The following is a 22,474-nucleotide window of genomic DNA, read 5'->3' on the forward strand; positions in this document are numbered from 1 at the left end:
GAAGCGGGTCCGTCTGCTTCCCTCGGACCAATCCAAAGATTTCGATTAAATCCCTTATCGATTGGTAACTTTTGCAAGGGCTTGCTGATTTGCGTAGCTGGGCATCTCACCGAGCCTTATCAGCGCAATGTCGCCCTGGATTTCCACACTACCGGGGGCTGGCCATACCGGCATCGCCGAAAGACGAACAATCGTCTGGTCAACCTGATCTGGGGTAGCACCGTTCAAATTGGAGTAGCCGAGCAATTTCATGTAATAAGCGATGCGCCAACCGTTGCCACCGTCCCATTCGAAGAACGAGTGGCCGACTGTCGAGCCGGGCTGCTTGGGATAGTTGGTCACAAATGGCTGGGCGCCAAACACGCTCAGAGCATAGCTGCGCTTTACATCAAAACCGCGCGCGGCCGACAGCCTGTCGAAGATGGCGCCCGCCATGAGTGTATCATGCTTGTCGACCAGATAGTTAGACGCCTGACGATAGTTCTGGGCCACCAGAATTTGGAAAATTGCCACGGCCATCAAGATGGTTGAGGCTACGCGGGTTCTCGATTCTCTGCTCGTCACCGCGACATAGGCAAACATCCAAACTGCAATCGGAACCCCGACGAGGCTCCTGACAGGCATGCTGCCCGCAGCGAGGAGGTGAAAGCCGAAGGGAATAAGCAATGAAGCGAAGGCAATTGCCGTCAACAGCAATTTCGAGCGGGGCAATTCCTTCAATAGCGCCCAACCGCCAAGGATCAACAAGAGCGGAATTGCCCACAACGCGACGTCATATGTGCGCCGGTCCAGACCATAGATCCCGCCTATCGCTCCAAGCACACGCCCAATAACTGTGGCCGGATGTTGAAGCAAAAAGCCAGGCTGGGAAAGCGAGTCGAAATACTCGTTTCTAGCGGGGGTGAACGATCTGAAAATGGCATCGCCGACGACATAGAACAATATGGCACCAGCCAGCAGAATACCGGTCCGAAGCAGGTCTTTTGGCAGCGATTCGCTCCTTCCTGCCCGTGCTTGCAGAATTGAGATCGCGATGCCCAGGACCAGAATTGCCGGTGCGAAACTCTGGTAGATCGAGATGGCGAAGGCGCCGACTCCCACAGCTCCGAGAAAGCGAGGGCTGAGTGGGGAAACCTCCTCCTTGCGGATCAGCCAAAGCGCTAGAGCGGTCGCGAACAGGCCGACGCCGATAGCGGCAATGTTTGAATAAAATTCGACGATAAAAAACCAGGTCGGGAAAGCACAGAAAATCGCAAAACATGCGTACTCAGCGATGGAGAGCTCTTGCTTGTTAATGACATCCATGACGAGGAGGTAGGCGGCCACGCAACCGGCGCCAAAGACAGCTGGAGCCAAGAAAGGCATTACCGGATGAGGAATAAGGAACCTCTCGATCAGATATGCCCCCCAGCGTCCTTGAATGATCCAGACGGATGCGTCCGTTCTGAAGGCTGTTACTTCCTCATCCACTGACAGCGGAAAGGAAGCCAGCTCGGAAAAATACATCGCGGCGAAAATCGCAAAGAGATTAATGGCTGGTCGTATTGTGCTCGGTCGCGTCAGCATGATCTGCGGAGTATCCATCGAGAAATCACGAAGTTGAGGATGGTCGTGATGGCAAGGGTGACAAAGAAGGCTGCTGCAGCATTTTGCAGAACGCTTTCAAGCGTTTTGAGGGCTGCTAGGCCGAGCACGAACACGACCGCAATCGACGCCCCGATTGCCAGTCGATCGGCGATGCCCGTGCGGCCGCCGGGAAAGACGCGATCGGGATAGAACACCATTACGAACACAAGTCCTGTCAGCCAAGCGAGCGCGTAAGACAAACTTGAGGGCAGGACGACAAGGCCGGCAAAATAGACAAGGCTGGTCAGGGCGGTATTTAGTCCGCCGGCGACAAGAAACCGGACGGCGTCTCCGCCAATGCGATCAGCGGTCATCCTGCCTGACCGTATCCAGGAAATCCGCATAGTCCCTGATGTAATCGCCAGCATCATAGTTGTGCGAAGCCATGACCAGCAATGCTGTATCGGGTTGGAATTTATACTGAATTCCCCAAATGCCGGGCGGAATGTAGAGGCCGATCGAGGGTTCGGTCAACGAAACCTCTTTTCTCTCATGGCCGTCGTCAACGACAACGGACAGGCGGCCATGGGCCGCGATCAGGAATTGATGGCACTCGCGATGCGCATGCTCACCCCTGACCTTGTCGGAGGGAACGCCATAAACCAGAAAGGACCGGGCCGGCTTAAACGGTAGGTTTGCACCGAATTCGAGCGGGGCGAGTTCGCCTCGCAGATCGCTAAAATGCGGCAGCCGCCAGAGCTCGGTACCACCCACCCCAAGCGACATTTTCTCGCCCACTGCGCCGGGGAAGGTTTGCGTCAAGGCTGGCACGATCTTCGGGCCGGTCTGGTAGCCGATGATGACTGCGGGATTTCCGACCACGACGGCGTTGGCAGGGACGCTCTTGGTCACCACGGCGCCGGCGCCGACCATCGCCTGGCGGCCGACGACAATGCCCGGCAGGATTGTGGCATTGGCGCCGATGGAAGCGCCGTCCTCGATCGTGGTCAGCAGAAACGCCTCGGGATATCCCTTGGAGCGTGGGAAGCGATCATTGGTGAAGGTCGCATTCGGGCCGACAAACACACGATTGCCCAGGCGCACCCCGTCCCACAGTTGGACGCCGCTCTTGACAGTCACGTCATCGCCGACGATCACGTCGTTCTCGATGAAGACGTGATCGCAGATGTTGCAGTTCGAGCCGAGCACGGCCCCAGGCAGCACGTGAGCGAAGGCCCAAATACGCGTTCCGTCGCCGACATGGGAGCTTTCGCAGATACCCCGTTCGTGCACGAAAAATGGCTTGGCGTTCATTTCGCTGTTCCGTCAACGACGCGGCTGATGATCCGAAGTGGGCGCGATTTGGTGTTTTCAACTGCCCGCCAGAGATAGCAACCAAGAATCCCTTGGACTAGAAGACTGGCCGAACCGAAGCCCGTGATCAGCAGCACCAGTGTCGTATAGCCAGCGGGGTCTATATTGCCAAGTAGCCGTGCAATCACGGTAACGACTGCAAATAGGAGACTTAGCGCACAGCCGGCAAATCCTACCCAGAGGGTGAGCATTATCGGAAAATCAGAGAACGAGAAAATGCTGTCCATCATGTATCGGAACCGCCGTGCCATGCCCCAGGCGCTTGTTCCGTGCTTTCGTTCGCGCCGCCGATAAGGCACGAATTCCCGCCTGAAGCCGACCCAGAAAAGTTGTATGACAAGCGAGCTGTTCGGCTCCTCGATCGAGAGGATCGCTTCCAGAACCTGACGGTTGCAGGCGAAGATATCCACTCCGCCACTCGGCATGCTGGGCAGGACGAGCCTGCGGTAGGCCGACCAGAAAGCCCTCGACAGAAATTTGGTCAAGGGCGGATCGCTACGCCCGGTTCGCTGCCCAAACACGACGTCAGCCTCGTCCTTTTCCAGCTTCGAAAAGAATTCGACGATCAGTTCAGGCGGCTCCTGCAGGTCGGCGGCCATCGCAGCGACCTGGTCACCCGAAGCGTGTTCGAGCCCGGTTCGAATAGCAGTGAACGAACCAAAGTTCCGGCTATGGAAGATGATCTTGTAATCATAGCCCGAGCCTTTCAATTCCTTGATCAGCAGCGGGCCGGATTCGTCCGGCGACCCGTCGACGACGAAGACGAACTCGATGTCGCTATGATATCTGGAGTGGAAATCGGCGACTGCGCCCAGGAGGGAAGGGATGTTCGCCTGATTTCGATAGATCGGGAAAACGATCGAGCGTGTTGTCACATTGTCTCCCATTCGCGGAGGGCCAGGCAAACCCGCTCTACCTCGTCGTCCCTCATATCGGGATAGCAGGGGACCGAACAGAGACGGCTGACGCTGGCCCTCGATACGGTGAGATTTTCGCTCCCCATCATCGGTAAGTCCGCCCAGCCGACCTGGTCGCAATCCAGCACAGGGTAGTGTATGTCAGTGTCGATGCCGCGCTCTTTCATGAACGCCCTGAAGGCGTCCCGGTCGTCGCAAAGCGCGACCGCGAGGTGCGCGACAGCGCCTTCGCCACCTTCCAGGAACTGGAATCGACGCCCGGCAACCGACTTGTACTGGTCTAGGATGCCACGCCGCTGCTGGTTGCGTCTATCCACATCGCCCAGCAAAACGTCCAGTATCGCGGCTTGAACTTCATCCATGCGGGAGTTGCGGCCGTTGGGCACGCCGACATGATATTTTGAACTCCAGCCATATTGTTGCAGTTGCCGTACATGCGCGGCGGTTGCCGTGTCGGAGGTAAGAACAGCGCCGCCGTCCCCCATGGCTCCGAGATTTTTGGTTGGGTAAAAGCTGAACGTGGAGATATCCCCCAGCGAGCCTGCAACGTCGCTTCCGATTCTCGCCCCGTGCGCCTGCGCGCAATCTTCCACGATTGGAATGTGCGAGAGGCCAGCCTGCTCAAGTCCGTCCCGGATGGCGCGGACATCAACGACGCCACCATAGAGGTGGGTGGCGACGATCGCAGCGGTGTCTGCGCTGGCTGCTTTCAGTACCGATTGAAGGGCTATGAGTTGGCTGGCTGGTTCGATATCGACATAGTGCGGAACGAGATCATTCTGCCAGCAGGCACAACTGGCATAGCCCCCCGCATTGGCGGCGACGATCACCTCGCGCCCGTCGTAGCGCTTGGTCACTGCGGCCAATGCAAGTTCGAGCGCATCCGTCCCGTTGGCCACGAGAACGCATTCCGAAACACCTATGAATCTGGAAAAATTTGCCGCAAACCTTTTGCCGATAGCGCCATTGAGCCACCATCCCGAACGTAGCGTGTTCACTACCTCACTCTCGATTTCGACCTGGTAGCGCTGATACAGGCGCTTCAGATCATTCATCGGAACAGATTCTTGTCTCGTCATCGGTAACTCAACGGCTCGAGCGCAATTCATTTTAGTAACGTCCGCAGGGCGCAACGTTGGCATACTCAACTACAGCAGGTGCGACGAATTGGAATCTGAACTGCGAGCAAATAGTATCCGGGAAGAGTACCTTTAAGACTTAGCTCGCGTTCCAGCCCTCTTTGCAGGTTTCGTCGTGAAGGCTTCGACCCTTCCGTTCTTAAGCGTCATTCTTTTCGTACATACGCTTTCGAGCAGGCTCTCATTGTGGGTCGCCAGGACGATGATGCCTGCCTTCTCTGCCAGTTCATCCATGCGTCGTTTGGCTTTTTCCTGAAACGCGGCGTCGCCGGCGCCGATCCACTCGTCCATCAGCAGAATTTCGGGGTCAAGCGCTGTAGCCGCAGAGAAAGCAAGACGAGCGGCCATACCCTGGCTATAGGTTTTGAAAGGGACATCGATAAAGTCGCCAAGTTCGCTGAAGGCGATGATCTCCGGCATTTTTTCTTGGATCTCGGCCTCGGTCCACCCGCTGATCAAACCCCTCAGAACAATGTTTCGCCGCCCCGTCGCTTCGGGGCGAAATCCTATGTTGATGTTGAACAAAGCGTCGACTTTGCCTTCGATGGCTACTATGCCGGACGATGGCTGATAGATGCCGTACAACACCTTGAGCAGTGTCGTCTTGCCGGCCCCGTTTGGGCCGACCAAGCCTAACCGATCGCCTGCTTTGAGTTCAAAGCTGACATCTTCCAGCGCCTGCACGACCTGCTTGCCGCCGGAACGTCCGATTTTGCCTCCAAGACCACCCAGGCGCCGGTCAGGCGCCGTAAGCGTCAACTTTTCGTAGAGGCGGTAGGCGAGGCTGACATTGTCCAGCTTGATGGAAATCATTTTGAGCTCAGATCAGGAAAACGACGCGCTTGCGATATCCGCCCAGCAGCAGCAACGCAACCGCCCAGAAAGCCAAAGAGATGTAGGCGGTCACAGCAAAGGCATGCATTGGGAAGTCGCCGCTCGCGATTGGCGCGCGCACCACTTCCAGAAAATATGTGAACGGATTCCAATGATAGGCATAGTTCTGTATACCGCCTTGCCCATGATAGGCCCAGAAGACTGGCGTAAGAAACGTACCGACCCGCATGATGTTGCCGACGATGAACTGGGCATCGGGAAAGAATGCACCCAGGAATGCGAAAACCGTTACGATTGCAGGGGTCGCGAGCACAATCAGCAATAACCCCGGGACAGACAATAGCCACTCAGCGCTGATTCCCAAGCCGCTCAGCAGCAGGATGACGATGCAACCCGCCACCGAATAGCTCGCTCGGATGACACATTGCACCGTCAGCCGCATCACATACACGAAGAGTGGCAGCCTCGTGCCTTGAATGAAACTGGCTTCGCGGGAGAACAGGGGCACGCTCAGGCTGATCATCTCCATGAGGTAGAACCAGACAACCAGGCCGATCGAAGCATAGGCCGTGTATCCGGCCGAATCCGTGTCTTTGGTCTTGAAAACGAAGATGAAAGTGCCAATGAATGCCAGATAATTGACCAGCATCCAAAGCGGGCCGAGCGTCGTGCGTCTGTGCTGATCGCCGATGTCCTCGTGGGCAAGCGCGATCCAGACCCGGTGTAATCTCATGGCCTTTGAGATGTCGTCAAAAGCGCCGTTTAGTGCCGCAATCATAGCTGGGAGTATCGCAATCCGTTGTTCTGGCGCATTATTCTTCGCTGGCCATAGCGAACCACCAAGCCCGTCTCTAATAGCCATTTCGATGGGCATATGGCAACGCATTGCGTCGTAACGCGGTGGGGAGCAGAGTCAACTGCGGCAAAACTGAGCGCATGCTGATGCTGCGTGGCTTATCTATTAGCGTTTGATAATGTTGACTTTACGGCAATCGCCCGAGCATGATCCATGTTCTCCACTGGAAGCCTCTTGTCCGAAAAAAAACCTCTAGCTATGCCCCCGCCCCCGAAGTATGCGATATAGGACGGCGGGGGCCGGGGATAGCACTTGAGCAAGGTGATTGGTCGCGAAGTAACTTCGTGTTCGCACCTCGCTGGTGTCGATGCCCTTGAGCCTGGAGTCTAGTGCCGTCCAATGAATTCCCACCTAGAAGCTGTGTTCGGGCTCAGGCCACAGATGCGGCGCGCCTTCATCATGGTCCAGGACGTGGTCATGGTCCTGGTCGCCGTGGCACTCAGCCTCGTGCTTTCGCGGTCTAATCTTTCGTTCGACGCGCTCTCCAAGGAGGGTCTGGCGACATGGGCGGGCATCGTCGTCATCAGCCATTTGCTGTTCCGCTACAGTGGCCTCTACACCACCGTCTGGCGCTTCGCCTCGACGCCGGACTTTTTCAACATCCTGAAGAGCTGCGCGATTTTGACGTTCACTCTTTACATGGCATCGCTGCTGCTGCGTTTTTACCGGCCGGTGGCGGGGCTCAACGAGCGTCAGTTCATCGTCTTCTTCCTCGTCTCCTTCACCATCATATCGGCACCCCGGCTATTCTACCGCTTCCTGCGTGACGGCGCGAGCTGGGGCATTCTTGGCCGCAAGTCCGATGATACTGAGCCCAAGCGCGCGCTGTTCGTTGGCCGGCTCGGCGAGGCCGACCTGATCATTCGCTTCACGCGCACGGCGCAACCGGCTGACTATTCCATCGCAGGCATCATGGCGACCGAGCGCGGCGCGCCATTGGGCACGCGGATTCAGGGTGTTCCCGTGGTGGCGACCCTGCCGCGTCTGATCGATGTCCTGGAAGATTACGCGACCGGCACCAAAAGCCTGGACCTGCTGATTTTCGGCAGCGGCGCCGAGCACGAAATCGAGGACTATTCGGAACTCGTGCGCATTGCCCGGCACGGCGACATAAATGTGGTGCAGTTCTCAGGCCTTTCGGAGTTGGAACAGCACGGAAAGCTGGTTCTCGACACCGTCGAGATGGAAACGATCCTGCGCCGTCCGGCGGTCGCGTCCGACATCCAGCGCATCGGCGCCTTTGTCAGCGGCAGACGCGTTCTGGTGACCGGCGGCGCCGGTTCTATCGGCCAGACGCTGGTCAAGCGGTCGCTGGAACTGGGAGCCGAGGCGGTGCTGGTCGCCGACAACTCCGAGTTCGGCATCTTCCAGCTGAGCCAGTATGTTGACGAGAAGGACCATGACCGACTCAAGGTCCGCATCGTCGATGTCTCCGACCGGCGCCAGATAATGCGTGTCGTCACGGAATTCCGGCCGGACATCATCTTTCACGCCGCGGCGCTCAAGCACGTGCCGCTGCTCGAGGAGAACTGGGATTCGGCCATTCAAACCAACATTTTCGGAACGCTCGTCTGCGCCGAGGTTGCCGCCAAGTGCGGGGTTGCGCAATTTGTCCTGATATCGAGCGACAAGGCGGTGGATCCCTCATCGGTGCTTGGCATGACGAAGCGGGCCGCCGAACAGATCATCAGTGCCTTGCACGGCACGCCGGCAGGCGAGACGGGCGGGCGCCTCCCGGCCACCAAGTTCATTGCAGTGCGGTTCGGCAATGTCTTCGGCAGCAATGGTTCGGTGGCGACCATATTCCAGGCGCAGATCGAGGCTGGGGGGCCCGTCACCATCACCGACCGGCGCATGACGCGCTATTTCATGACCGTGGCCGAAGCCGTCGATCTCGTCATCATGTCGGCGGCCGATGCCGGGTCGCGGCAGAGCGGAGACGATTATGCCGTCTATATGCTCGACATGGGCAAGCCGGTGCCGATCCTTGAAGTGGCCGAAACGATGATCCGCTTGTCCGGAAAGAGCCCATACAAGGACATCGCGATCCGGTTCACGGGCATCAGGCCGGGCGAAAAACTTCACGAAACGCTGCATGGCGAAGACGAGGAACTCGTCGAACTCGGCATCTCGAAGGTTTTCGGTCTCAGCACGGACGTCGTGGAATGGTCGGATGTCCAGGTCGCGCTCTCGGCCCTGCAGCAGTCGGCGAAAAATCAGGACAAGGCTGCCGCGCTCGCCGCATTGGCAGGTCTCGACCGCGCCAAGAAGGCCAGGGCAAGTGCACGTCAAGACGCGATCCCGAAAACGGCGGGGCAGGCGAGCTAGGCCCGGTTCAGAATTCAGAAAGCGATCTTGCTCGTGAGCAAAGATGATCTGCGCATCGCGGTCCTGATGGGCACGAAAGACGGCGCCGCCTTCATCGAGGAGCAGCTGCAGTCCCTGCTCGAGCAGTCGCACCCTCTGGTCGACTTGTGGATTTCAGACGATGGCTCCACCGATGGCACGACCGCCATCATCGAGACATGGAAATCCCGCTGGCGGCCCAAGGGGCGGATGACGCTGGTAGAGGGGCCGCGGCAAGGCTTCGCCGCCAATTTCCGCTCCATGATCGTCGACCGACGCATCGAGGCGGACTGCTATGCCTTCTGCGACCAGGACGATATCTGGGAGCCCGACAGGCTGGAGAGCGCTATCAGCTGGATGCGGACCCAAGATGCGAAAACCCCGCTGATGTTTTGTTCGCGAACCGCAACCATGACGGAAACAGGAAGCCTTGTCGGCCATTCGCCGCTGTTTGCCCGGCCGCCATCCTTTCGCAACGCGCTTGTGCAAAGCATCGCCGGCGGCAACACAATCCTGCTCAACGCCGCGGCACGCGACCTGCTGGCCAGGGCCTCCACGCGGACCGGGTTCGTCAGCCATGACTGGTGGGCCTATCTCATCGTGACCGCCGCCGGCGGCATCGTCCGCTACGATCCGCAGCCGCTGGTGCGCTACCGGCAGCACGCGGCGAACCTGGTCGGCGCCAACGTGTCCTGGAAAGCAAGGTTCTCCCGGCTTGGCCGCCTGTTCAAGGGGGAATTCGCCGGCTGGACGGACCTCAACCTCGACGGTCTCGCCGTCAATCGCGATCTCCTGACCGAGGACGCGACGGCGTGCCTCGACCTTTTCATCCGCGGGCGCAACGGTGGCCTTTCCCGCCGCTTGGCAGGCTTGCGCCAAAGCGGCGTCTATCGGCAGACCGTTTCCGGAAACATTGGGCTCTATCTCGCCTTCATCCTGGGGCGCATCTGAACATTGCGACGGCTGCGTGGCGCGCTTGGTCAAGAGATCGGCTCATGCTACGTCGACCGGATTGACGGCATTGGCCTGCGGCGTTGCCTCGGGACTTCGGCAGGGAGCACTATCGGCCGTTCATGAAGGCAGCCAAGCAAATCTTCGATATTGCCGGTGCGGCTCTGCTGCTGGTGGCGACATCTCCTGTCTTGGCGCTCACCGTCCTTGCCGTTCGAGCATCGTCGCCGGGCCCGGCTATTTTTTCACAGGTGCGGGTCGGCCGTGACGGTCGGCTTTTTCGCTGCCACAAGTTGCGCACCATGTATGTCGGGACGCCGTCACTACCCTCGCATGAGGCGCCGGCGGATTCCGTGACATCGGTCGGGAAGGTCCTACGGAAGTTCAAGCTCGACGAGCTGCCGCAATTCTGGAATGTCCTGAAGGGCGAAATGAGCCTGGTCGGGCCGCGCCCCTGCCTGCCGACCCAAACCGAGTTGATCGAGTGTCGCAGGCGGCTGGGGGTTTTGGCGGCGCTGCCGGGCATAACCGGCCTGGCCCAGATCAGGGGCATCGACATGTCGAACCCGGAGCTTTTGGCCGAAACGGATGCTGCCTACCTCCGCACTGCGTCGTTCTGGCTCGACCTTCGGATCCTGTTTGGAACGCTCTACCGCAGACCATGATCCCAAAAAGTGGAAGCCGGTTTTTGGAAAAGATCATGGTCAAGCAAGAAAGTCAGGATCTACCGAGCCGCGCCAGCTCGACCAGCCGCTCGAGCGTGCCGGCTTCAGGCGTCCACCCCTGCGATACCAGCAGGGCGGGGTCGCATATCTGTGTCGCGGTCAGGCTGTCCCAGAACGCCCGCCTGCCGAGCGCGGCCACGACCGGCCGTATCAGACCGGCCGGCACAGCCATCAGGCGCACAGGCCGCCCCAAACCTCTGCGAAAGGCGGCGATGATGGCCTCGGCGGCGACCGGCGGCACATCGGCGCCGACATAGATCGGGCGAAGCGGTCCGGAATGGCTGAGCAGGTGCGACACTGCTCGCACCGCGGCCTCGGAAGACATCAGCGAGCGGATTCCGGTCAAGGCACCCGTCGGCAGCGGCAGCGGCGTATCGGCAAGGCGCATCAGCGTTGCCAGATTCCCCCTCATGCCGCTTCCATAAACCGGAGGCAGGCGCAACACGGCGGCGTCCGAGCGGCCGTGTAACGCGTAGGCGTCCAAAACCTTGATCTCGCCTTCGCGCTTCGAGCGTCCATAGGCGCATTGTGGGGCAGGAAGCGTGTCCTCGTCGATCGTTGCGCTGACATGCGCGCCGATCACCGCTCGGATCGAGGAGAGATGGATGAAACGTCCGCTTATCTGGGCGGCCGCGGCATGCGCCAGCCTTGCGCTCAGTTCCACATTGGCCGCCTGGTAATCGGCTTCGGTTGCATTTCCCTGATCATTGTTGAGGCCGGCGCAATGGACGACGTCAGTAATATGCCGGGTCAGTTCCAGGAAGGCGGCGGCCGGCGCATCGAAGCCGGGCATCGGCACAGTCTCGTTCTCCGAACCAAGCCTCTCGGGATGGCGGGAGGCGAGGCGAAGCTCGGCACCGGCTTCGCGAAGGTGGCGCACGACAAGGCGCCCGATGAAACCTGTCGCGCCCGTGACCAGAACCTTCATGGCCTTACCCGAAACAGCTCTCTGGTGACTGATGGAAGTGCTCGCTCTTCCATCACTGGTGCAAGTGCCTGCTCTTCCAACAAAGGAACATGGCGTCCGGAGGCGAGATATGTTCCGCTCACCATGAAGACCATCAGCACCGAGTCCAGAATGTCATGGCCGATCAGGATGCCTGTCATTCCGGCCGTCAGATAGGTGATCACCACGACAACAATCATGGTCGCGCCGAACCGCTCGCTCGGATCGTTGCTGTTTCGCAAGACCCGGGCGGCATTTCCGGCGGCAACGATAAAGATCGCCGCCAGCGTCACGGCACCCAGAATTCCCGCTTGCACCAAGGCGGTCAGGAAGCCGTTGTGAAAATGGTTGAAGCCTGTGTCCATCGCGAACTGCTCATGAAAGCCCTGCTTGATCAGATGCTGGGTTGCACCCACACCGTGCCCGAACAGTGGCATGTCATGGAATGCTTTGAGGCCGATCTCCCAAAGCGCAACACGTATTCCCAACGAGGTGTCGTAATTGCCGCCAGCCCCAAGCGCACCCCAATCGGAGCGCAAAAAGTCGACCCGCCCGGATATCGCCTGGAAGCTGGAAGCGGCGATCACGACGCCGACCGCTGCCAGCAGCAGCAGCAGGCGAACGGCATTCCTGCCTCTGAGCCTGTGCCGGTTGATCAGCATGACGGCGATGCCGGCGATCAGCAGTGCCAGCCAGACGATACGCGAGCCGGAATAGATGACGGCGATCGTCCCGGCCAGTGCCGCGTAGAAGAGTGGGGTCCGGGCTTGCTCAACACCGGACAAGGCGCCAGCCACACACATCACCACGGCAAGGCACACCACGGTTGCGAAGACGATCGGATTTCCGGCTCCCCCCTCGGCCCTGACGCCAATCCAATATTGCTGGATGACGGCCATGAGCAGCGCGGCAAAACAGGCGGCCATGCTGGAAAGCACGATGATGCGGGTAAGCGTGGTTTTCTGCGTGATGCTCCAGGTCGAATAGGACACGGGAAAAAACAGGAAGGTGACGAGCGGGATAAGATGTGGCGCATCACGGGCGAACGAATTGTTGACGATGGAAGCCAGGAGATTGGAGGCGCAGTAGGCATAGATCGCGACCGTCAACCAGATCATGGGCCGGTCGGCGTTGAAGCGCCTTTTCCGTAAAGCAATCAGCAGGGCTGACGAAAGGCCTCCGCCAGCGAATACAAAGCTGACCACCGATCCCAGTACCGGTGGAAAAAAGAAGCAAAGGACGGAGAAGTAGTTGTTGATCCGCGAAGGCGTGAATTGCTGTCTCAGGGGTGAAAGCCGGGTCAATTTTCGGGCTCGCTGTCTTCGGCAAGTTTCATGCGGCGGATCTTGTTTAGCGAAGTTGAATACGCTCGCCTCGAAATTGCCCATGATGCACTTGCCCACTTCCCGAGGCTGGTATAGCGGCTGCCCCCCATTTTCGATAGTGTATAGGGCAGATTGCCACCGAAAAGCGGCGGCAGGCGCGGGCCGACCAGAGGAAGTCCCTTGAAAGCCGCAGCTGATCCATTCAAGCAATATTTTCCCCGCGTTTTCTGGGCCGTTGAGCTTGCAGGCAGGAATTTCCGGATTTGCCGGCATCTGTGGAAAATTCATTCTCGAACCATGTGCGGCCGGGTCAGTACAGCATTGTTCTTGATAATGGCGATCTGCTAGAACGCCGGCACGAGAAGATTGTCCAGAAACAAGGCTCGAACCGGGTGCGAAGAGCTCGATGATTTGAGGCAAGGTCTTCTGTTGGAAGATACGAAAGAACGCCCACGGCCCATGACAACAGCGCTTACGCATCTTCAACGGCTTGAAGCCGAGTCCATCCATATATTCCGTGAGGTTGCGGCCGCTTTTGCCAAGCCGGTCATGCTCTATTCGGTTGGCAAGGATTCATCCGTGTTGATGCATCTGGCGATGAAGGCGTTTTATCCCGCCAAGCCGCCGTTCCCCTTTCTTCACGTCGACACGACGTGGAAGTTCCGCGAGATGATCGCCTTTCGCGATCAGATGGCGCAGAAACTCGGCTTCGATCTCCTGGTTCATGTCAATGAAGACGGCGTGCGCGACAACATCAATCCCTTCGACCATGGTTCGAACACCCACACCCATGTCATGAAGACCGTGGCGCTGCGCCAGGCGCTCGACAAATACGGTTTCGATGCGGCCTTTGGCGGCGCTCGTCGCGACGAGGAGAAATCGCGCGCCAAGGAGCGCATCTTTTCCTTCCGCAACGCCCAGCATGTGTGGGATCCGAAGAACCAGCGCCCCGAAATGTGGAAGATATTCAACACCCGCATCGCATCGGGTGAATCGATCCGCGTCTTTCCGCTGTCGAACTGGACCGAACTCGATATCTGGCAGTACATCCTGCAGGAAAGTATCCCGATCGTGCCGCTCTATTTCGCCAAGGAACGACCGGTGGTGGAACGCGACGGCATGCTGATCCTGCGGGACGACGAGCGCATGAAACTGCGCCCCGGCGAGACGGTGGAGAACAGGCTGGTGCGGTTCCGCACGCTTGGCTGCTATCCGCTGACCGGCGCCATCGAATCGGATGCCGACACGCTGGAAGCCATCGTCGGCGAAATGCTGACGGCACGCACGTCCGAACGGCAGGGTCGCCTGATCGATCGCGATGAAGCCGGCTCGATGGAAAAGAAGAAGCGCGAGGGGTACTTTTGACCATGCGCCACATCATGGCAAAGAGCCTCGCCCCCACCGACGGCGTTCGCGACTATCTGGCGGCGCAGGAGAAGAAGTCGCTGCTGCGCTTCCTGACCTGCGGCTCGGTCGATGACGGCAAGTCGACGCTGATCGGGCGCCTGCTGTCCGATACCAAGCAGATTTTCGAGGACCAACTCGCCGCGCTCGAACGCGATTCGCGCAAGCATGGAACGACGGGCGACGACATTGATTTCGCGCTGCTGGTCGACGGTCTGGAGGCCGAGCGCGAGCAAGGCATCACCATCGACGTCGCTTACCGCTTCTTCGCCACGCCGAAACGCAAATTCATCGTTGCCGACACACCTGGCCACGAGCAATACACCCGCAACATGGCCACCGGCGCCTCGACCGCCGACCTGGCGATCGTGCTGATCGATGCCCGGCAGGGTGTGCTTCGCCAGACAAGGCGGCATTCGATCATCGCCTCGCTGCTCGGCATCCGCCACGTCGTGCTGGCCGTCAACAAGATCGATCTTGTCGATTTCGATCAGGCGGTTTTCGACCGGATCGTCGAAGACTACGGGCAATTCTCGCGCGATCTCGGCTTCCAGACCATTGTGCCGATCCCGATGTCGGCCCGTTATGGCGACAATGTCAGCCGCCGGTCGGAAAGCATGGAATGGTATTCCGGTCCGACGCTGATCGAGCATCTCGAAACCGTGTCGGTCGACGAAGCGATGGTCGAACTGCCGTTTCGTTTCCCTGTCCAGTATGTCAACCGTCCCAATCTCGACTTTCGCGGCTTTGCCGGCACGGTCGCCTCCGGCTCGGTTGCGCCCGGCGACGAGGTCGTTGTCGCCAAGTCCGGCAAATCCTCGCGCGTCAAGCGGATCGTCTCGTATGGCGGCGATCTCGCCCAGGCGGCCGCCGGCCAGGCCGTCACGCTCGTCCTCGATGACGAAGTCGAAATCTCGCGCGGCAACATGCTGGTTTCGCCTGCCGCACGGCCGCAGGTCGCCGATCAGTTCGCCGCCAACATCGTCTGGTTCGACGAGCATGCGTTGCTGCCAGGCCGCTCTTACATCCTGCGCACCGAGACCGACCAGACCAGCGCCACCGTCACCGACCTGAAATATCGGATCAACGTCAATGACTTTGCCCATGAAGCGGCAAAGTCGCTCGAAATGAACGAAGTCGGCATCTGCAACATTTCGACGCGGACGCCGATCGCCTTTGATCCCTTCGCCGAAAACCGCACCACCGGCGCCTTCATCCTGATCGACCGCATCTCCAACGCCACGGTCGGCGCCGGCATGATCCTGCACTCGTTGCGCCGCGCCGAAAACATCCATTGGCAGTCGCTCGATGTCGGCAAGCGCGTGCGCGCCGACATGAAGAACCAGCGGCCCGCCGTGTTCTGGTTCACCGGGCTGTCGGGTTCCGGCAAGTCGACCATCGCCAACCTGTTCGAAAAGAAGCTGTTCGCCACCGGCCGCCACACTTATATCCTGGACGGCGACAACGTCCGTCACGGTCTCAACCGCGATCTTGGTTTCACCGACGCCGATCGCGTCGAGAACATCCGCCGCGTCGCCGAAGTGGCGCGTTTGATGGCCGATGCCGGGTTGATCGTCATTGTTTCGTTCATTTCGCCCTTCAGCGCCGAGCGGCGCATGGCACGTGAATTGATGGCCGACGGAGAATTCGTCGAGGTGTTCGTCGATACGCCTTTCGAGGAATGCGCCAGGCGTGATCCGAAGGGCCTCTATGCGCGCGCGCTGAATGGCGAGATCAAGAATTTCACCGGCGTCGATTCCCCTTATGAAGCGCCGGAAACCCCGGAGGTCCATCTGCGGACACTCGGCAAGTCGGCCGAAGAGATGGTCGACGCCCTGGAACACTGGCTGAACGAGCGCGACATTGCCGAAGACCAATACGATAGCGGCGGCGGCATCTGACGACAGGCTGATGCTTGAAATCTTCGAGCGCTTGGCCTTGTCGGCCGGGCGCGAGGTGATGCGCGTGTTCCACGCCGGCTGTGCGGTTGACCGTAAGTCCGACGCCTCGCCGGTGACCGAGGCGGACCGCGAGAGCGAAAAGATCATACTCGCCGGACTGCGTGCCGCATTTCCCGATATCCCCTGCGTGGCCGAGGAAGAAGCTTCCGCCGGCATCGTGCCGCCCGATCTGGACGGGGCTTTTTTTCTGATCGATCCGCTCGATGGGACCAAGGAGTTCGTTAACCGCCGCACCGATTTCACGGTCAACATAGCGCTGGTTCGCGATGGCGTGCCGGAAGTCGGCGTCGTCTTTGCGCCCTGCACGGGCCGCTTCTTTTCCGGCCTGCCGGGCAGGGCGGAATCACTCGAAATCGATGGCGATTACCAGATCGTCGGCCGCCGGCCGATCGCGGCGAGAACGGCCGCGACGCCGCTGGCCGTCGTCGCCAGTCGGTCTCACAACACACCGGAAACCGAGGCCTATATTCGCGACCTCGGTGCCGCCGAAATCGTTTCGGTCGGTTCGTCCTTGAAGTTCTGCCTTCTCGCCAGCGCCGAGGCTGATGTCTATCCGCGCTTCGGCCGCACCATGGAATGGGACACAGCGGCGGGCGACGCCATCCTGCGCGCCGCCGGCGGCATGACGCGCACGCTCGACGGCCAACCTCTGGTCTATGGCAAGCGCAGGCAAAGCGACGACGAGGATTTTGCCAATCCGCATTTCATTGCCAGCGGCAGGGCGGCGGGCCCCGGCTGAGAAAGGCTCGGCAGCTTACTCTGCCGCGGCCTGCGCCGAATTCGAGCCGATATAGTTGCGGATCGTCTCGATGATGCGGTCCTGGTCGGCTTCGCTGAGATAAGGGTGCATGGGCAGGCACAGGATCCGCTTCGGCAGGTCTTCCGATACGGCAAGGCCGGTCGGCGTGCGCGGGTAGTCGCGATAAGCGACCTGGGCATGCAGCGGCTTCACGTAGTAAATGACAGACGGAATGCCCTTTTCGCCGAGATGCGCCCTCAGCCCGTCGCGCTTGGGCGTCTCGATCGCGTATTGCGCCCAGGCCGAACGGCTGCCGTCCAGATTGCGCGCCGCAGTGACGATATCGCCAAGCCCTTCGGCATAGCGCTTTGCCACCACCTGCCGGGCGACCATCTCGTCTTCCAGGATAGCCAGCTTCTCGATCAGGATCGCCGCCTGGATCGTGTCGAGTCGCGAATTGATGCCGACGCGGACATTGTCGTACTGCGTCTCGCCCTTGCCATGGAAGGCGAAGGAGCGAAGCTGCTCGGCCAGCGCATCGTCATTGGTGAACATCGCGCCGCCGTCGCCGTAGCAGCCAAGCGGCTTGGCCGGATAGAAGCTGGTCGATCCGACATGGCCGAAAGCACCGCACATCTTGCCGTCGAGCGAACCGCCCATCGACTGGGCGGCATCCTCGATCACCATCAGCCCTTCGCGGTTGGCGATCGCCATGATCGCCTCGTAATCGGCGGCTAGGCCAAACAGATCGACAGGAATGATAGCCTTCGGCTTCAGCCTTCCTTCCTTCTTGATCATGGCGATGGCCGCTTCGAGGCTGGCAATGTCGATGTTGTAGCTATGCGGGTCGACATCGACGAACACCGGCTCGGCCTTGGCCAGTGCCACCACTTCGGCGGTGGCGGCGAAAGTGAAGCTCGGCACGAACACCGCGTCACCCGGGCCGATGCCGGCCGCAAACAGTGGCAACAGCAGCGCGTCGGTGCCGTTGGCGCAGGCCACGACATGCTTGGTGCCGATATAGGCGGCAAGCTTATTCTCGAATTCGGTGACTTGCGGGCCAAGAATATAACGGCCTTCGTCGACGACACGGTCGATCGCGGCCTTCAGCCGGTCGCGGATTTGTTCGCGCTGCGCGCCAAGATCGATGAACTGCATGTCGGCCTCAAAACGGGTTAGCCAGATAATCGGCCGCTGGTACCAGAGTTGCGCTTGCCGAGAAAGCCGGGCAGGCGGAGCCCTAAATTGCCCAAGTGTCGCAGTCCGTTACCAGTATTTCCCGGCGAATGTCAGTCAGATGCCGGAAATCCGGGCTTCGTCGGGCACCATCCCGCCCTTATAGCCCTGTAAAGAGCCCCTGCGAAACATAAAGTGATCGATTGGGCTCAACTTATGTTGAGCGTTGCTCAGGCGATTTCATGTCGCCAGGGTGGATTGGCGCCGGCCCGCGACACGGTCACTGCCGCCGCCTTCGCACCGAGCGCCAGCGCCTTGTGGATGGCGTCTTTCGACAAGCGGGAAATCGCCGCCTTGGTCAGCAGGCCCTGCTCATGCAAGGAGGCGAGGATGCCGGCGTTGAAGGTATCGCCGGCGCCGACCGTGTCGACCACCTCGACCTTTTCCGGCATGACGGTGACGGCATGTTCCCTGGTATAGCCGACGGCGCCTTCGCTGCCATGGGTGACGACGATCAGCTTCGGGCCTCGATCCAGCCAGTTGCGGATGACATCCTCGTGCGAGCCGGCTTCGCCGAACCAGGTCAGGTCTTCGTCCGACAATTTCACGATATCGGCCATCGCCATCATCGCGCGAATGCGCCTGAGGTGCTTGGCCTTGTCCGGTATGAAGTTCGGCCGGATGTTGGGATCGAGCATCATCACTCGACTTTCATGCTCGCGCCGCATGAACTCCTCATAGGCACTGCCGGCGGGCTCCGAAATCAGGCTGATGGCACCGAACAGCATGGCTTCGATCTCGCTGCCAAGCTGCGGCAGGTCGTCGACGGTCAGCATGCGGCCGGCGGTGTTCTCGTCATAAAAAGTGTAGGTCGCCTGGCCGTTGGTGAGCTTGACGAAGGCCAGCGTCGTTGGCCGTGGTGAGGTGTGCGCATAGGTGGAGCTGACCTTGCTTGCCCCCAGCGCATCCCGGAACTGGCCGCCGAACAGATCCGACGACAGGCCTGAAAAGAAGCCTGCCGGCGCGCCGAGCCGGCCAAGCGCGATCGCCGTGTTGAACACCGCGCCGCCGACATAAGGCGCAAAGGCCGGCTCACCCGCTGTCGTCGTGCGCGGCAGCATGTCGATCAGGGCTTCGCCGCAGCAGAGGATCATGGCTTCCTGGTCTCCGGCGGATGGATCACGCCCTTGCGTATGATGATGTTGGCGTAGAGCCGCGGCTCGCTTGTCGCGACGATGGCATGCGCCGATTTGACCCGTGCATAGAAGTCGGCGCCGGCTAGCGCAACCACCTTGCGGCCTGGCGCCCGTTTGGCGCAGATCGCCTCGATCTCATGATGGACGGGATCGGCAAGCGAGGGATCGCCCTTGACCGAGGCGCGAAACAGCGCCTCCGGCACGGCGTCATCGACAGGCAGCACACTCAATATCGCGTCGAGTACGGGGATAAGAGGGTGACCATCGGCGCGCACCAGCCGGGTTGCCTGCTGTTCCGCCGGATAGTTTCCGTCGACAAGGGCGATTTCGTCGCCATGACCCATGCCGCGCAGGATCGCCAGAAGCTCCGGACCGAGCAGCGCCGGAATTCCGATCAGCATCAGGCGCTCCTGGAAATCGTCGTCGAGCCGATCAGGAAGCGTTCGGAAAGTGGCAGGCTGGCGCCGCCGAGCGCCCGGGCATGGATGCCGACGGTTCCCTCGCGAATGGCGGGCAGCTTCAAGCCTTCGCCATCGATCGTGGCGATTGCCGCGATGATGGCGTCGACCAGCCGGCGGCGCACCGCCTTCGGCATCCAGCCGTCGATCACCGCCGCTTCGAAATCGATGATCGAGGATGCGGCGACGATGGCGTAGGCGAGCGCCCTTGAGGCGCTGGCGATCCAGTCGTCAAGCTCGGGTCCGATCTCGCCCCAATCTTCCGGCGAGGTCCACAGATGCGAGGCTTCGGTGCCGCGCGCATTGAGCGCCTTTTCGAGCATGGCGATGGAAGCGACATCGATCAGTTGGGTCGGCTTGCCGTCCGGCCCGGGCACCGGCATGGAGCCGAGCGCTCCGGCATTGCCGGTCGGGCCGCCAAAAAGCCGGCCGTTCAGCACAATGCCGCCGCCGGCAAAGGCGCCGATATAAAAATAGACGAAGTCGCGCGCAGCGCCCGCCTGGCCGAAGACGAGCTCGGCGCCGCAGGCCGACGTGGCATCGTTCTGCAAATAGACCGGAAAATCGCATTGCGCCTGGATGTCGGCCCGGATGTCGCGGTGACGCCATTCGTCCATCACGTCGCGGGGGGCGCCGGCGGTATCGGCCCAGTTCCACAATTCGAACGGCATGGCGATGCCGAGCCCGGCGATGCGCTTGTCTTGCGCGGGCGTCAGCGCACCGCGCATCTGCCGCATGCCGTTGCTGACGAAGTCCACCGTCTCGCGCGGCGCCGGGTAGCGATAGGAATGCTGCAGCATCGAACGGACATGGCCAAGGAAATCTATCAACACCAGTTCGGCGCTGCGGCGGCCGATCTTCAGCCCAATGAAGAAAGCGCCTTCGGGATTGAGCGCCATCGGAATGGAAGGCTGGCCGATCTTGCCGCGCAACGGCGCCTGGCGCAGCAGGAGGCTTTCTTCCTCCAACTCGCGCATGATGACCGAAACCGTCTGCGCCGAAAGGCCGGTCATGCGGGCGATGTCGGATTTTGCCAGGCTGCCGTGCTGGCGCACCAGCGACAGCACCAACCGCTCATTGTGGTCGCGCATGCCGCTCTGGTTGGTGCCGCGGTGAATGAGACTGTCATTCACCTCGGGCGAACCGTGCCTCGCAATGGCCGTTTCCACCCTGTTCCTCCCGTCGTTTCCCCTCAATGCTTTTGGGCCAGAATGGGTGAACGAAGCAAGGCTGTCAATAATAAATAAGAGTGATTTAATTATTGACAGAGGCTTCGTGCTGGTGTCTGTTGAGGCAGCGTCCACGCTGGGAGAATTTCGTTGGACGCGCTGCAGGTGCCGGTTGGCCGGCATCCGGATGGATCCACTGGGAGGAAATCGTGACCAATACAAAACTGTTGAAATCGACCGTGTTTGCCGCCGCGGCTCTGGGGCTGATGGCGTTTGCGTCGTCCGCATCCGCGGCTGGTGTCGGTGCCTGCCTGATCACCAAGACCGACACCAATCCCTTCTTCGTCAAGATGAAGGAAGGCGCGACCGCGAAGGCCAAGGAACTCGGCGTCGACCTCAAGACCTATGCCGGCAAGATCGACGGCGACAGCGAGAGCCAGGTCGCGGCCATCGAGAGCTGCATCGCCGACGGCGCCAAGGGTATCCTGATCACTGCATCCGACACCAAGGGCATCGTGCCGACCGTGAAGAAGGCGCGTGACGCCGGCCTGCTGGTGATCGCGCTCGACACGCCGCTCGATCCGATCGACGCCGCCGACGCGACCTTTGCGACGGACAATCTCGAAGCCGGCAAGCTGATCGGTGCCTGGGCAGCCGCCACGCTCGGCGACAAGGCCAAGGACGCCAAGATCGGCTTCCTCGACCTGACGCCTTCGCAGCCGACTGTCGACGTGCTGCGTGATCAGGGCTTCATGATGGGCTACGGCATCGACGTGAAGGATCCCAACAAGATCGGCGATGAGGACGATCCCCGCATCGTCGGCCACGACGTCACCAACGGCAACGAAGAGGGCGGCCGCAAGGCGATGGAGAACCTCCTGCAGAAGGACAACACCATCAACGTCATCCACACCATCAACGAGCCTGCCGCTGTCGGCGCCTACCAGGCGCTCAAGGCTGTCGGCCTCGAAAGCCAGGTGTTGATCGTTTCCGTCGACGGCGGCTGCCCCGGCGTGAAGTCGGTGGCCGAAGGTGTCATCGGCGCGACGTCGCAGCAATATCCGTTGCAGATGGCAGCACTCGGCATCGAGGCGATCGCTGCTTTCGCCAAGGACGGAACCAAGCCGAAGCCGACCGAAGGCAAGGACTTCTTCGATACCGGCGTCAACCTGGTGACCGACAAGCCGGCCACCGGCGTGAAGTCCATCGACACCAAGGAAGGCCTCGCCAAATGCTGGGGCTGATGCCGGTCTGACAGGCATCTACCGAACCTGGGCGGCTGGGGCTTGATCCCCGGCCGCTTCGGGTGGACGATGGCTCGCGTGACCGCGAACAATCCCGGCGACAGACCGGAAAGGCGTGGACTGGCGTCGGCGTTTGGCTGAAGCCTTC

Annotated in this window: 20 protein-coding genes; 7 read left to right on the forward strand and 13 right to left on the reverse strand. The window is 60.4% G+C overall.

The features are described from left to right. Window positions 1–54: 54 nt before the first annotated feature. The 7 genes from NP503_RS06005 to NP503_RS06035 all read right to left on the reverse strand — a co-directional run bounded on the left by NP503_RS06005 (window position 55) and on the right by NP503_RS06035 (window position 6,704). Entirely contained in the window at window positions 55–1,584 is a 1,530-nt protein-coding gene (locus NP503_RS06005) for a glucosyltransferase domain-containing protein (RefSeq protein ID WP_127272216.1), read from the reverse strand. Then, the gene (locus tag NP503_RS06010; RefSeq protein ID WP_164748973.1) at window positions 1,560–1,940 is read right to left on the reverse strand and encodes a GtrA family protein; all 381 of its coding nucleotides are present in this window, start codon (window positions 1,938–1,940) and stop codon (window positions 1,560–1,562) included. Before NP503_RS06010 ends, NP503_RS06005 begins: the two co-directional genes overlap by 25 nt. Continuing rightward, window positions 1,930–2,880, reverse strand: a complete 951-nt coding sequence (locus tag NP503_RS06015; RefSeq protein WP_127270265.1) for a WxcM-like domain-containing protein — start codon at window positions 2,878–2,880, stop codon at window positions 1,930–1,932. The genes NP503_RS06010 and NP503_RS06015 overlap by 11 nt, the downstream gene beginning before the upstream one ends. Further along, the gene (locus tag NP503_RS06020) at window positions 2,877–3,815 is read right to left on the reverse strand and encodes a glycosyltransferase family 2 protein (protein WP_206517162.1); all 939 of its coding nucleotides are present in this window, start codon (window positions 3,813–3,815) and stop codon (window positions 2,877–2,879) included. Before NP503_RS06020 ends, NP503_RS06015 begins: the two co-directional genes overlap by 4 nt. Next, entirely contained in the window at window positions 3,812–4,912 is a 1,101-nt protein-coding gene (locus NP503_RS06025) for a DegT/DnrJ/EryC1/StrS aminotransferase family protein (RefSeq protein WP_164748809.1), read from the reverse strand. The genes NP503_RS06020 and NP503_RS06025 overlap by 4 nt, the downstream gene beginning before the upstream one ends. A 156-nt stretch (window positions 4,913–5,068) precedes the next feature. Beyond that, a complete protein-coding gene (locus NP503_RS06030; protein ID WP_127272218.1) occupies window positions 5,069–5,809 on the reverse strand; it encodes an ABC transporter ATP-binding protein in 741 nt (246 codons plus the stop codon). Between the two features lie 7 nt (window positions 5,810–5,816). Next, complete coding sequence (locus NP503_RS06035; RefSeq protein ID WP_236382859.1) at window positions 5,817–6,704, reverse strand: ABC transporter permease; 888 nt, start codon at window positions 6,702–6,704, stop codon at window positions 5,817–5,819. A 321-nt stretch (window positions 6,705–7,025) separates the two neighbouring features. Here NP503_RS06035 and NP503_RS06040 point away from each other — a divergent pair, with 321 nt between their 5' ends. From NP503_RS06040 to NP503_RS06050, 3 genes are all read left to right on the forward strand, one after another. Next, entirely contained in the window at window positions 7,026–9,014 is a 1,989-nt protein-coding gene (locus NP503_RS06040; RefSeq protein WP_164748808.1) for a nucleoside-diphosphate sugar epimerase/dehydratase, read from the forward strand. A 33-nt stretch (window positions 9,015–9,047) separates the two neighbouring features. Next, a complete protein-coding gene (locus NP503_RS06045; RefSeq protein ID WP_127272219.1) occupies window positions 9,048–9,983 on the forward strand; it encodes a glycosyltransferase family 2 protein in 936 nt (311 codons plus the stop codon). Between the two features lie 122 nt (window positions 9,984–10,105). After that, on the forward strand, window positions 10,106–10,648 hold the full coding sequence (locus NP503_RS06050) for a sugar transferase (RefSeq protein ID WP_127271926.1): 543 nt from the start codon (window positions 10,106–10,108) through the stop codon (window positions 10,646–10,648). Between the two features lie 52 nt (window positions 10,649–10,700). Here NP503_RS06050 and NP503_RS06055 read toward each other — a convergent pair whose 3' ends face one another. Together NP503_RS06055 and NP503_RS06060 are read right to left on the reverse strand one after the other, a co-directional pair. Further along, on the reverse strand, window positions 10,701–11,636 hold the full coding sequence (locus tag NP503_RS06055) for an NAD-dependent epimerase/dehydratase family protein (protein WP_127270009.1): 936 nt from the start codon (window positions 11,634–11,636) through the stop codon (window positions 10,701–10,703). Next, complete coding sequence (locus NP503_RS06060; protein WP_127270015.1) at window positions 11,633–12,958, reverse strand: O-antigen ligase; 1,326 nt, start codon at window positions 12,956–12,958, stop codon at window positions 11,633–11,635. Before NP503_RS06060 ends, NP503_RS06055 begins: the two co-directional genes overlap by 4 nt. Before the next feature lie 480 nt (window positions 12,959–13,438). Between NP503_RS06060 and cysD the strand changes: the two genes are divergently transcribed. Genes cysD through cysQ form a run of 3 tightly spaced genes read left to right on the forward strand, consistent with a single transcriptional unit; the run spans window position 13,439 to window position 17,083 of the window. Next, window positions 13,439–14,344, forward strand: coding sequence for a sulfate adenylyltransferase subunit CysD (gene cysD / locus NP503_RS06065; protein WP_027035869.1), 906 nt, complete (start codon window positions 13,439–13,441; stop codon window positions 14,342–14,344). 2 nt (window positions 14,345–14,346) lie between these two features. Further along, a complete protein-coding gene (gene cysN / locus NP503_RS06070; RefSeq protein ID WP_164748813.1) occupies window positions 14,347–16,284 on the forward strand; it encodes a sulfate adenylyltransferase subunit CysN in 1,938 nt (645 codons plus the stop codon). Between the two features lie 10 nt (window positions 16,285–16,294). Beyond that, window positions 16,295–17,083, forward strand: coding sequence for a 3'(2'),5'-bisphosphate nucleotidase CysQ (gene cysQ / locus NP503_RS06075; RefSeq protein ID WP_164748814.1), 789 nt, complete (start codon window positions 16,295–16,297; stop codon window positions 17,081–17,083). 15 nt (window positions 17,084–17,098) lie between these two features. Here cysQ and NP503_RS06080 read toward each other — a convergent pair whose 3' ends face one another. The 4 genes from NP503_RS06080 to NP503_RS06095 form a co-directional block, all read right to left on the reverse strand. Further along, window positions 17,099–18,241 carry a DegT/DnrJ/EryC1/StrS aminotransferase family protein gene (locus NP503_RS06080; protein ID WP_127270003.1) on the reverse strand — a complete coding sequence of 381 codons (1,143 nt, stop codon included), beginning with the start codon at window positions 18,239–18,241 and terminating at the stop codon, window positions 17,099–17,101. Window positions 18,242–18,489: 248 nt separating this feature from the next. Then, on the reverse strand, window positions 18,490–19,413 hold the full coding sequence (locus tag NP503_RS06085) for a carbohydrate kinase (RefSeq protein ID WP_127270001.1): 924 nt from the start codon (window positions 19,411–19,413) through the stop codon (window positions 18,490–18,492). After that, window positions 19,410–19,856 carry an RbsD/FucU family protein gene (locus NP503_RS06090; RefSeq protein WP_023808513.1) on the reverse strand — a complete coding sequence of 149 codons (447 nt, stop codon included), beginning with the start codon at window positions 19,854–19,856 and terminating at the stop codon, window positions 19,410–19,412. The genes NP503_RS06085 and NP503_RS06090 overlap by 4 nt, the downstream gene beginning before the upstream one ends. Continuing rightward, the gene (locus NP503_RS06095) at window positions 19,856–21,082 is read right to left on the reverse strand and encodes an ROK family transcriptional regulator (RefSeq protein ID WP_127269999.1); all 1,227 of its coding nucleotides are present in this window, start codon (window positions 21,080–21,082) and stop codon (window positions 19,856–19,858) included. The genes NP503_RS06090 and NP503_RS06095 overlap by 1 nt, the downstream gene beginning before the upstream one ends. A 266-nt stretch (window positions 21,083–21,348) precedes the next feature. Here NP503_RS06095 and NP503_RS06100 point away from each other — a divergent pair, with 266 nt between their 5' ends. Then, the gene (locus NP503_RS06100; protein WP_372958880.1) at window positions 21,349–22,326 is read left to right on the forward strand and encodes a sugar ABC transporter substrate-binding protein; all 978 of its coding nucleotides are present in this window, start codon (window positions 21,349–21,351) and stop codon (window positions 22,324–22,326) included. Window positions 22,327–22,474 lie beyond the last annotated feature (148 nt).

The organism is Mesorhizobium sp. SEMIA396 (assembly GCF_024518615.1).
In the GTDB taxonomy this organism is placed as follows: domain Bacteria; phylum Pseudomonadota; class Alphaproteobacteria; order Rhizobiales; family Rhizobiaceae; genus Mesorhizobium.